This is a genomic window from Enterobacter sp. 01-M-03-SI-ECC, from assembly GCF_047530215.1.
Lineage (GTDB): Bacteria > Pseudomonadota > Gammaproteobacteria > Enterobacterales > Enterobacteriaceae > Enterobacter > Enterobacter chengduensis.
Genome location: NZ_JBLKDA010000005.1, coordinates 203,652 through 215,409, shown reverse-complemented (window position 1 = coordinate 215,409; position 11,758 = coordinate 203,652). Strand labels below are relative to the sequence as shown.

4 protein-coding genes are annotated in these 11,758 nt (G+C 58.1%); all 4 read left to right on the top strand.

Annotated elements, in window-relative coordinates; genetic code table 11:
• Window positions 1-2 precede the first annotated feature (2 nt).
• The 4 genes from recC to recD all read left to right on the top strand — a co-directional run bounded on the left by recC (window position 3) and on the right by recD (window position 11,741).
• Window positions 3-3,377 (top strand): exodeoxyribonuclease V subunit gamma, encoded by a 3,375-nt coding sequence (gene recC / locus ACMWKK_RS07485; protein WP_112780987.1) that lies wholly within the window; start codon window positions 3-5, stop codon window positions 3,375-3,377.
• A gap of 140 nt (window positions 3,378-3,517) precedes the next feature.
• A complete protein-coding gene (gene ptrA / locus ACMWKK_RS07480; protein ID WP_112780986.1) occupies window positions 3,518-6,385 on the top strand; it encodes a pitrilysin in 2,868 nt (955 codons plus the stop codon).
• Complete coding sequence (recB, locus tag ACMWKK_RS07475; protein ID WP_112780985.1) at window positions 6,382-9,924, top strand: exodeoxyribonuclease V subunit beta; 3,543 nt, start codon at window positions 6,382-6,384, stop codon at window positions 9,922-9,924. The genes ptrA and recB overlap by 4 nt, the downstream gene beginning before the upstream one ends.
• Complete coding sequence (recD, locus tag ACMWKK_RS07470; RefSeq protein ID WP_112780984.1) at window positions 9,921-11,741, top strand: exodeoxyribonuclease V subunit alpha; 1,821 nt, start codon at window positions 9,921-9,923, stop codon at window positions 11,739-11,741. Before recB ends, recD begins: the two co-directional genes overlap by 4 nt.
• The last annotated feature ends 17 nt before the right edge of the window (window positions 11,742-11,758 follow it).

Here is an 11,758-nt window from a genome sequence, read left to right as displayed (position 1 = left end):
CTATGTTAAGGGTCTACCACTCAAATCGTCTGGATGTGCTGGAAGCGCTGATGAAATTTATCGTTGAGCGCGAGCGGCTTGACGATCCTTTTGAGCCCGAAATGGTGCTGGTGCAGAGCACCGGTATGGCACAGTGGCTGCAAATGTCGCTTTCCCGCAAGTTTGGCATAGCCGCGAACATCGACTTCCCGCTGCCCGCGAGCTTTATCTGGGACATGTTCGTGCGCGTGTTGCCGGATATTCCGGAGCAGAGCGCATTCAACAAGCAGGCCATGAGCTGGAAGCTGATGGCCCTACTGCCCGAAATGCTGCAGCGCGATGAATTTGCCATGCTGCGCCACTACCTCAATGATGACACCGATAAGCGCAAGCTGTTTCAGCTGGCGTCGCGCACCGCCGATCTTTATGACCAATACCTGGTATACCGTTCTGACTGGTTAATCCGTTGGGAAGCGGGTGAGCTGGTTGACGGGCTGCCGGAGGCGCAAATATGGCAGGCACCGCTGTGGAAAGCGCTGGTGGATCATACGGAGAAACTGGGCCAGCCTAAGTGGCACCGCGCCAATCTTTACGACCGGTTTATCTCGATACTTGAAAATGCGTCGGAGCGCCCGGCACGGCTGCCGTCACGCGTCTTTATCTGCGGCATATCCGCATTACCCCCTGTCTATCTGAAGGCGTTGCATGCGCTCGGTAAGCATATTGATATCCATATTTTGTTTACCAACCCCTGCCGACAGTATTGGGGAGATATCCTCGACGAACGCTGGCTCGCCCGGCTGGTAAGCCGCCAGAGAAAGCGCCTTTTTGAAGAGCGATCTGTTCCTCTGTTTAAAGACGTTTCGACTGCCGGTCAGCTTTTCGATGAAGAGGGTATCCAGAACCTGCCCAATCCGCTGCTTGCCTCATGGGGTAAGCTCGGACGTGACTACATTCACATGCTTTCAGACATCACTTCCTCAGGTGAAGGTGACGTGGATGCCTTTGTGGAGATCGCCCCGGACAGCCTGTTGCATAATATTCAGTTAGACATTCTGGACCTGGAAAACCGCGTCGTGATGGGCGTGACGGCGAACGAGTTCGAGCGCAGCGACAATAAGCGAAAACTGGATCCCGACGATCGCAGCGTCACGTTCCACGTCTGCCACAGCCCGCAGCGCGAGGTCGAAGTGCTTCACGACCAGCTGCTGGCGATGCTGCAGGAGGACCCCGACCTGACGCCGCGCGATATCGTGGTGATGGTGGCGGATATCGACAGCTACAGCCCCTTTATTCAGGCCGTCTTTGGCAGCGCGACGGGGGAGCGATACCTGCCTTACGCTATCTCTGACCGTCGTGCCCGCCAGTCGCATCCGGTATTGCAGGCGTTTATCACTCTGCTGTCACTGTCGGATAGCCGGTTCATCTCCGAAGATGTGCTGGCTTTACTGGATGTTCCCGTGCTGGCCGCACGCTTCAACATCAATGAAGAGGGGCTGCGCTACCTTCGCCAGTGGGTGAATGAGTCCGGGGTCCGCTGGGGGATCGATGACGATAACGTGCAGGAGTTTGAACTTCCTCCAACCGGGCAGCACACGTGGCGATTTGGCCTGACGCGTATGCTGCTGGGCTACGCCATGGAGAGCAGCCAGGGCGAGTGGAACGAGGTGCTGCCTTACGATGAGTCCAGCGGGTTGATTGCTGAACTGGTGGGGCATTTAGCGTCGCTGCTGATGCAGCTTAACCGCTGGCGACACGAGCTGCTCCAGCCGCGTCCGCTTGAAGCGTGGCTTCCGGTATGCAGGGCGTTGCTCAATGATTTCTTCCTGCCGGACAGCGACACCGAAGCGGCAATGGCGCTCATTGAAACACAGTGGCAGGCTATCATCGACGAAGGCGTGAATTCCCACTATCAGGAAGCCATCCCGTTGTCGCTGTTGAGGGATGAGTTGACGCAGCGGCTTGACCAGGAGCGAATCAGCCAGCGTTTCCTGGCGGGTCCCATCAATATCTGCACTCTGATGCCCATGCGTTCTATCCCGTTTAAAGTGGTCTGCCTGCTCGGCATGAACGACGGCGTGTATCCCCGCGCGCTGGCACCGCTGGGGTTCGATTTGATGAGCGCGAATCCAAAACGGGGCGACCGTAGCCGCCGTGATGATGACCGCTACCTCTTCCTTGAGGCGCTGATTTCCGCCCAGAGCAAGCTCTATATCAGCTATATCGGTCGTTCCATTCAGGACAACAGCGAGCGTTTCCCCTCCGTTCTGGTGCAGGAGCTGGTGGACTATATCGGCCAGAGTCACTATCTGCCGGGGGATGAAGATCGCAACTGTGATGAAAGCGAGCAGAGGGTGAAAGCCCATATCACCTGTTTCCACAGCCGCATGCCGTTTGACCCTGTGAATTACGTTGCCAGCGAGCGCCAGAGCTATGCTCAGGAGTGGCTACCCGCGGCGAAAAATGAGGGGAGTGCACATACCGATTTCATTCAGGAACTTGACCCGCTTCCTGTCGGCACCCTGACCTTTGAACAGCTTCAGCGGTTTTGGGCGCATCCGGTGCGCGCCTTCTTCCAGCAGCGACTGCAGGTCAACTTCCGTTCTGAAGAGAGTGAAATTCCTGATGCAGAGCCCTTTACGCTGGAAGGGCTGGAGCGCTACCAGTTAAACCTGCAGCTGCTGAACGCGCTGGTTGAAGAGGAAGATGCCGACAAGCTTTACCGCCGCTACCGTGCCGCAGGTCAACTGCCCTATGGCGCGTTTGGGGAGATCGTCTGGGAGGCGCAGTGTCAGGAGATGACCGAGCTGGCAGAGCGCGTACGAGCGTGCCGACAGCCAGGCAAAAGTATTGAAATCGATCTCAACTGCAACGGGGTAGAGCTCACAGGCTGGTTAACCCAGGTTCAGCCGGACGGGCTGCTGCGCTGGCGGCCCGCTATGCTTAGCGTTTCCCAGGGATTGCAACTCTGGCTGGAACATCTTGTCTACAGTGCGTTGGGTCATCAAGGTGAAAGCCGGATCTTCGTACGCAAAGAGGGCGAGTGGCGCTTCCCGCCGATGGAGTCTGAACAGGCGTTACGGTATCTATCTTTGTATATTGAGGGCTACCGCCAGGGAATGAACAAACCGCTTCTGTTACTGCCGGAAAGTGGCGGTGCCTGGATAAAAGCCTGTTATGACGCGCAGAATGATGCGATGTTAACGGATGAGTCTTCACTGCAGAAAGCGCGCAGTAAATTTATGCAGGCTTATGAAGGAAACATGATGGTGCGTGGCGAAGGTGAAGATGTCTGGTATCAGCGCTTATGGCGAACGCTTGAGCCAGAGTACGTCGAGGCTATCACGGAAGAGGCGCAGCGCTACCTGCTGCCGTTGTTTAGATTTAATCAGTCCTGAGCGCTGTATAAAAATTGCGCAGTCAGAGGTGTTCATTTATGATGCACCTCTTATCACGGACTGATGTACCCAATAAAGAGATGTTGGCGTGTCCAGCACGCAGTGTGTTAATGATGTAGCCGTGATAAAGAGGTAGCACCTTGTTTAAAGCGTTTGTGTTGTTTTTCGCCCTCTGGGTACCTGTCACTCAGGCAGACTCCGGTTGGCAACCCGTCCAGGAAACGATTCGTAAAAGCGAAAAAGATACCCGCCAATATCAGGCTATTCGTCTTGATAACGGCATGACCGTGCTGCTGGTTTCCGATCCACAGGCGGTGAAATCCCTGTCGGCATTAGTGGTGCCGGTTGGATCGCTGGAAGATCCTGACGCGCATCCTGGGCTTGCACACTATCTGGAACATATGACGCTGATGGGGTCCAAAAAATACCCACAGCCAGATAGCCTGTCCGAATTTCTGAAGATGCATGGCGGCAGCCACAATGCCAGCACGGCACCGTACCGCACGGCCTTTTATCTCGAAGTCGAAAATGATGCGCTTGAAGGGGCTGTCGATCGCCTTGCCGATGCTATCGCCGCGCCGCTGCTTGATAAAAAATACGCCGATCGTGAACGCAATGCGGTGAATGCCGAGCTGACCATGGCCCGCACGCGAGACGGTATGCGTATGGCGCAGGTCAGCGCCGAAACCATCAACCCCGCGCACCCCGGTTCGCGCTTCTCCGGCGGTAACCTGGAAACCCTGAGCGACAAGCCGGACAGCCCGGTGCTCGATGCCCTGCACGCGTTTCGCGATAAATACTACTCCGCCAACCTGATGAAAGCGGTCATCTACAGCAATAAACCCTTGCCAGAGCTGGCAGATATGGCGGCCAAAACGTTTGGCCGGGTGCCGAATAAAAATATCGACCTGCCGGAAATCACCGTTCCAGTGGTCACGGATGCGCAAAAAGGCATCGTCATCCACTACGTCCCTGCCATGCCGCGCAAAGTGCTGCGCGTGGAATTCCGCATCGATAACAATACGGCACAGTTCCGCAGTAAAACCGATGAGCTGGTGACCTACCTGATAGGTAACCGTAGCCCGGGTACGCTGTCTGACTGGCTGCAAAAGCAGGGGCTGGTGGAAGGTATTCGCGCCGACTCCGATCCGGTTGTGAACGGCAATAGCGGCGTGCTGGCGATCTCCGCCACGCTGACCGATAAAGGGCTGGCAAACCGTGATGAAGTGGTGGCGGCTATCTTTAGCTACCTCTCCTTACTGCGCGAGAAAGGCGTCGACAAGCATTATTTTGACGAACTCGCCCACGTGCTGGATCTCGATTTCCGCTACCCGTCCATCACCCGCGACATGGATTACGTGGAGTGGCTGGCGGATACCATGATCCGCGTGCCGGTGGAGCACACCCTCGACGCGGTCAATATTGCCGACCAGTATGATGCCGGGGCGGTCAAGGCCCGCCTTGCGATGATGACGCCTGAGAATGCCCGCATCTGGTACATCAGCCCGGACGAACCGCACAACAAGACGGCCTATTTTGTCGATGCCCCTTATCAGGTGGATAAAATCAGCGCGCAGACCTTCGCGGACTGGCAGAAGAAGGCCGGGGAGATTGCATTAAAGCTGCCGGAGCTGAACCCCTATATTCCGGATGACTTCTCGCTGATCAAAACGACGAAAGATTACCCGCACCCCGAACTCATCATTGATGAGCCGACGCTGCGCGTGGTGTATACCCCAAGCCGCTATTTCGCCAGTGAGCCAAAGGCCGATGTCAGCGTGGTGCTGCGTAACCCGAAAGCGATGAACAGCGCCAAAAATCAGGTGATGTTCGCGCTCAATGACTATCTCGCCGGTATCGCGCTCGATCAGCTCAGCAACCAGGCGGCCGTGGGTGGGATCAGCTTCTCCACCAACGCCAACAACGGCTTGATGCTCAATGCAAACGGCTATACCCAGCGTTTGCCTCAGCTGTTCCAGGCCCTGCTGGAGGGCTATTTTAGCTACACGCCAACCCAGGAGCAGCTTGAGCAGGCCAAATCGTGGTATGCGCAGATGATGGATTCTGCGGAGAAAGGTAAAGCTTACGATCTGGCGCTGATGCCCGCGCAAATGCTGTCGCAGGTGCCTTATTTCCAGCGAGAAGATCGCCGCGCGCTTCTGCCTTCCATCTCCTTAAAAGACGTGCTGGCGTACCGCGACGCGCTGAAAACCAACACGCGTCCGGAGTTCCTGATTGTCGGCAACATGAGCGAGCAGCAGGCCAAAACTCTGGCGGAGAACGTGCGCACTCAGCTCGGGTCAAAAGGCGACGAGTGGTGCCGCAACCAGGACGTGCTGGTTGAGAAAAAACAGAATGTGATTTTTGAAAAGGCAGGTAACAGCACGGATTCCGCGCTGGCCGCGGTATTTGTGCCAACGGGCTACGATGAATTTGCCAGCTCAGCGCAGAGTGCCGTGCTGGGACAGATTATTCAGCCGTGGTTCTATAACCAGTTACGCACGGAGGAGCAGCTCGGCTACGCGGTGTTTGCCTTTTCTATGAACGTCGGTCGTCAGTGGGGGCTGGGCTTCCTGCTGCAAAGCAGCGATAAACAACCGGCGTATCTCTGGCAGCGTTACCAGGCCTTCTTCCCGCAGGTGGAAGCTAAACTGCGCGCCATGAAGCCGGAAGAGTTCGCTCAGATCCAGCAGGCCGTCATTGCGCAGGTGATGCAGCCGCCGCAGACGCTGGGTGAAGAGGCCTCGCAGCTGAGCAAAGATTTCGATCGCGGTAATCTGAAATTTGATTCGCGTGATAAAGTAGTGGCCGAGATAAAACAGCTGACGCCGCAGAAGGTTGCCGACTTCTTCCATCAGGCGGTTATTAAGCCGCAGGGTATTACCGTTCTGTCTCAGGTTTCCGGTAGCCAGAACGGGAAAACGGAGTACGTGAACCCGAAAGGCTGGAAAGTCTGGAAGAGCGTCAGCGCGCTGCAGCAATCTATGCCCTGGAGTAAGAAAGAATGACCGATACCGCTGAGTCACTTGATCCCTTACGTTTACCTCTGCAGGGTGAACGATTGATTGAAGCCTCAGCGGGAACGGGAAAAACCTTCACCATTGCCGCCCTCTATCTGCGCCTGCTGTTAGGGCTTGGCGGCAGCGCCGCTTTTCCACGTCCTTTGAGCGTGGAAGAGCTGCTGGTGGTGACCTTCACCGAGGCTGCTACCGCTGAGCTGCGGGGCCGTATTCGTAGCAATATCCACGAACTGCGCATCGCCTGCCTGCGTCAGAGCACGGATAACCCCCTTTACGCCAGCCTTCTTGAAGAAATTGCCGATAAGCAACAGGCAGCCCAGTGGCTGCTGCTCGCTGAAAGGCAGATGGACGAAGCGTCCGTTTTTACCATCCACGGTTTTTGCCAGCGCATGCTGAGCCTGAATGCGTTTGAATCCGGCATGCTGTTTGAACAGCAGCTTATAGAAGATGAATCCGTGCTTCGCTATCAGGCCTGCGCGGATTTCTGGCGTCGCCACTGCTACCCGTTACCGCGCGATATCGCCGAAGCGGTGCATGCGTTGTGGAAGGGCCCGGAGGCGCTGCTGCGCGCTATCGATCGCTATCTGCAGGGGGAAGCGCCGGTCATCAAATCCCCGCCGCCGGCAGATGAAACGCTGGCCTCACGGCATGAAAAAATCATCGCGCAGATTGCCGAGATCAAGCAAAAATGGTTGGCATCAGTCGGCGAGATTGACGCCATCATCGAAAATTCCGGGATTGACCGACGCAAGTTCAACCGTGGCAATCAGGGGAAATGGATCGACAAGATCAGCGCCTGGGCGCAGGAAGAGACGCGAGGCTATCAGCTCCCGGACGCGCTGGAGAAATTCTCCCGGCGTTTCCTGGTTGAGCGAACCAAAGCCGACGGCATTGTGCCTGAGCATCCGCTGTTTGTGGCGATTGAAGCCCTGCTGGCGGAACCCCTCACGCTCAACGATCTGGTGATTACCCGCGCCATGACGGAAATTCGCGAAGCCGTCGCGCGTGAGAAACGCCGCCGGGGTGAGCTGGGCTTTGACGATATGCTGAGCCGCCTCGACGCCGCGCTGTGCAGTGAAAACGGTGAAGCGCTTGCCGCTGCGATTCGCACCCGTTTCCCGGTGGCGATGATTGACGAATTTCAGGATACCGATCCTCAGCAGTACCGCATTTTCCGCCGCATCTGGCGCCAGCAGCCCGACACCGCGCTGCTGCTCATCGGCGACCCGAAACAGGCCATTTACGCCTTCCGCGGCGCCGATATTTTTACTTATATGAAAGCCCGCAGCGAGGTTGACGCGCACTACACGCTCGACACCAACTGGCGCTCGTCTCCCGGCATGGTTGAAAGCGTCAACGCGCTGTTTAGCCGCATGGATACGGCGTTTATGTTTCGCGAGATCCCGTTCCAGCCGGTGAAATTTGCCCCGAAAAATGCCTCGTTGCGCTTCGAGTTTAACGGCGTGACGCAGCCTGCCATGAACGTCTGGCTGCTGGACGGTGAAGGCTGCGGCGTTGCTGACTATCAAAATGCCATGGCCCAGCACTGTGCCGCGCAAATCCGTGACTGGCTCAGCGCGGGCGCGCGTGGCGATGCGCTGCTGTGGAAGGGGGATAAACCTGCCCCGGTAAAGGCATCGGATATTACGGTGCTGGTGCGCAGCCGTCAGGAGGCCGCGCTCATTCGCGACGCCCTGACGTTACTGAATATCCCTTCCGTCTACCTCTCAAACCGCGACAGCGTATTTGAAACGCTGGAAGCGCAGGAGATGCTATGGCTGCTGCAGGCCGTGCTGGCTCCCGAGCGGGAAAGCACGCTGCGCAGCGCCCTGGCGAGCGCGATGCTTGGGCTGAACGCGCGGGATATTGATGCGCTCAACCATGACGAAGCCGCGTGGGATGCCGTGGTAGACGAATTTGTTCGCTACCGCGAAAAATGGCAGAAGCGCGGCGTGATGGCGATGGTGCGCGAGCTCATGGCACAGCGGCATATAGCGGAGAATATGCTGGCAACGTCAGGCGGCGAGCGGCGGCTAACCGATATTTTGCACATCAGCGAACTCTTGCAGGAAGCGGGAACTCAACTGGAGAGCGAACACGCCCTGGTGCGCTGGCTGGCGCAGCAGATTGCCGATCCGAACAGCAATTCGTCCAGCCAGCAGATGCGCCTTGAAAGCGATAAGCATCTGGTGCAGATCGTCACCATCCACAAGTCGAAAGGCCTGGAATACCCGCTGGTCTGGCTGCCGTTTATCGCCAATTACCGCGTGCAGGATCAGGCTTTTTACCACGATCGCGAGTCGTTCGAGGCGGTGCTCGATCTCAGCAACGCGGAGTCCAGCGTTGAGCTGGCTGAGGCCGAACGTCTGGCGGAAGATTTACGCCTGCTCTACGTGGCGCTGACCCGCTCGGTCTGGCACTGTAGCCTGGGCGTTGCGCCGCTGTTCCGTCGCCGTGGCGAAAAGAGCGGTGAGAGCGATTTTCATCTGAGCGCGCTGGGACGGCTTATTCAGCAGGGTGAACCCAAAGATGCGGCGGGCCTGCGCCAGTGTATCGAATCGCTTTGCACGGAGCATATTGCCCTGCATATTCCGTCGCAGCCCGACAACAGCCGCTGGCAGATGCCGGAGCTGCGCGATTCAGCGCTCCATGCCCGCCAGGTTGTGCGTTCCATTGCCGACGACTGGCGCGTCACCAGCTATTCCGGTTTGCAGCAGCACGGGCAGAGTATTGCGCAGGATCTGATGCCAAAGCTGGACGTGGATGCCGCAGGTGCCGGTAGCGCGCCCGCTGAGCCGGTGCTGACGCCGCACCAGTTTCCGCGCGGCGCCTCGCCGGGCACGTTTTTGCACAGCCTGTTTGAAGAGCTGGATTTTACCCAGCCGGTTTCCGAAGAGTGGGTGCTGAAGATGTTACAGAGCGGTGGCTACGATGCGCAATGGCAGCCGGTCCTCACCGGCTGGATCCGCGCGGTACTGCACGCGCCGCTCACGACGCAGGGGATCTCGCTTAGCCAGTTGACCGCCAAAGATAAGCAGGTGGAGATGGAATTTTATCTTCCCATCGCCAGCCCGCTCAGGGCCGAGGCGCTTGACGCGCTGGTCCGCGAGTACGATCCGTTATCCGCCGGGTGCCCGCCGCTGAACTTCCGCCAGGTGCAGGGGATGCTCAAGGGTTTTATCGACCTGGTGTTCCGCCACGAAGGGCGCTACTACCTGCTCGATTACAAATCGAACTGGCTGGGTGAAGACAGCACAGCCTATACCCAGCAGGCGATGGCCTCGGCGATGCAAATGCATCGCTACGATTTGCAGTATCAGCTCTATACCCTGGCGCTGCACCGTTACCTGCGTCACCGCATGGCCAATTACCGCTACGAAGACCACTTTGGCGGCGTTATTTACCTGTTCCTGCGCGGCGTGGACGCCAACGACCCGCGTTCTGGCGTCTTTAGCACCCGTCCGGCTGCGGAATTGATTGAAAAAATGGATAACCTGTTTGCTGCAGGCACGGAGGAAGTGGCATGACGATGCAGGCGCTACTGCTGGAGGCGGTTGAACAACGATTACTGCGCCACCTGGACGTGCAGTTTGCCATGATGGTGGCAGGCGAGGAGCCTGCCGTTATGCTTGCCGCCGCTATTCTGAGCAAAGACGCGGGGGAGGGGCACGTGTGTCTGCCGCTGTCGCGTCTGGCGGTGGATGAGAAAACGCCTCCGGCTTTACAGGAATGTTTCGCGCTGCTGGGTGACGTGGTGGACTGGCACGCGACATTACTCAGCTCGCCTGCCGTGAGCGGAGCCGATACCGGGACGCCGATGATCCTGGTCGGCGAGCGTTTGTATCTTAACCGGCTGTGGCGTAACGAACTGACGGTAGCGCGCTTCTTCAGCGAGAACAACGCCCCGCTTCCCTGCGATGAAGCGCAGCTTCGGCAAACGCTGGATGCGCTGTTTACCTCTGACGAGGCGACGGACTGGCAGAAAGTGGCGGCTGCCGTAGCGTTAACGCGGCGGATATCGGTGATATCGGGCGGCCCGGGCACCGGAAAAACGACCACCGTGGCAAAGCTGCTTGCGGCGCTGATTCAGCTAACGGGGGAGCAAAAGTGCCGTATTCGCCTGGCGGCTCCCACCGGTAAAGCAGCGGCACGTCTGACGGAATCACTCGGCGGCGCGCTGCAAAAGCTGCCGCTCACCGGAGAGCAGCTCGCGCTCTTCCCCAATGAAGCCAGCACGCTACACCGATTACTGGGCGCGCAGCCGGGTAGCCAGCGTTTGCGCTATCATGCCGGTAATCCCTTACACCTTGACGTGCTGGTGGTGGATGAAGCGTCGATGATTGACCTGACGATGATGTCGCGGTTGATCGATGCGCTCCCGCCGCACGCGCGCGTCATTTTCCTCGGCGATCGCGACCAGCTTGCCTCCGTAGAGGCGGGGGCCGTGCTGGGTGACATCTGCACGTATGCCAGCCTGGGATATACCGCTGAACGCGCGCAGGAGCTTGCCCGACTCACCGGATGTTCGCTCTCGTCTGAAAACCATTCGCTTGCCGGGGCGCTGCGCGACAGCCTGTGTCTGCTGCAAAAAAGCTACCGTTTCGGCAGCGACTCCGGCATTGGCCAGCTTGCGGCGGCCGTGAATCGGGGTGATCGGCGCACAACCGCGGCGGTATTTGACGGCACCTACACCGATATTGAAAAAAAATCGCTGCAAAGCGGGGATGCGTATCAGGCGATGCTGGATGATGCCCTGCAGGGGTACCAGCACTTTCTGACGGGCGTACAGCAGCACGCTATGCCGGAGCAGGTCATTGCCGCATTTGGCGAATATCAGCTGCTCTGTGCGCTGAGGGAAGGGCCTTTTGGCGTCCGGGGGCTGAACGACAGGCTGGAACAGCTGCTGGCGCAAAAACGTAAGATAACCCGTAACCCACACTCGCGCTGGTATGAGGGGCGACCGGTAATGATTTCCCGCAACGACAGCGCGCTGGGGCTGTTTAACGGGGATATCGGGATTGCGCTCGACTGCGGCCAGGGGCTGCGCGTCTGGTTCCAGATGCCGGACGGGAGCGTGAAGTCTTTCCAGCCAAGCCGTTTGCCCGAGCATGAAACCGCCTGGGCGATGACGGTCCATAAATCCCAGGGCTCCGAGTTTAACCACGCGGCGCTGGTCCTGCCCACGCAGCTTTCACCCGTCATTACCCGCGAGCTGATTTATACCGCCATTACGCGCGCGCGTCAGCGCCTGTCGCTGTATGCCGATGAACGGGTGCTGGTGCAGGCGATTGCCACCCGAACGGAACGCCGAAGCGGGCTGGGCGCAATATTTGAGTCCCTCTGAATGAAAGCCCTCGTCGG

What these genes read in the sequence shown, in the direction of transcription:
- recC (WP_112780987.1), top strand. Translation starts at nt 3, where the DNA reads ATGTTAAGGGTCTACCACTCAAATCGTCTGGATGTGCTGGAAGCGCTG.
- recB (WP_112780985.1), top strand. Translation starts at nt 6,382, where the DNA reads ATGACCGATACCGCTGAGTCACTTGATCCCTTACGTTTACCTCTGCAG.
- recD (WP_112780984.1), top strand. Translation starts at nt 9,921, where the DNA reads ATGACGATGCAGGCGCTACTGCTGGAGGCGGTTGAACAACGATTACTG.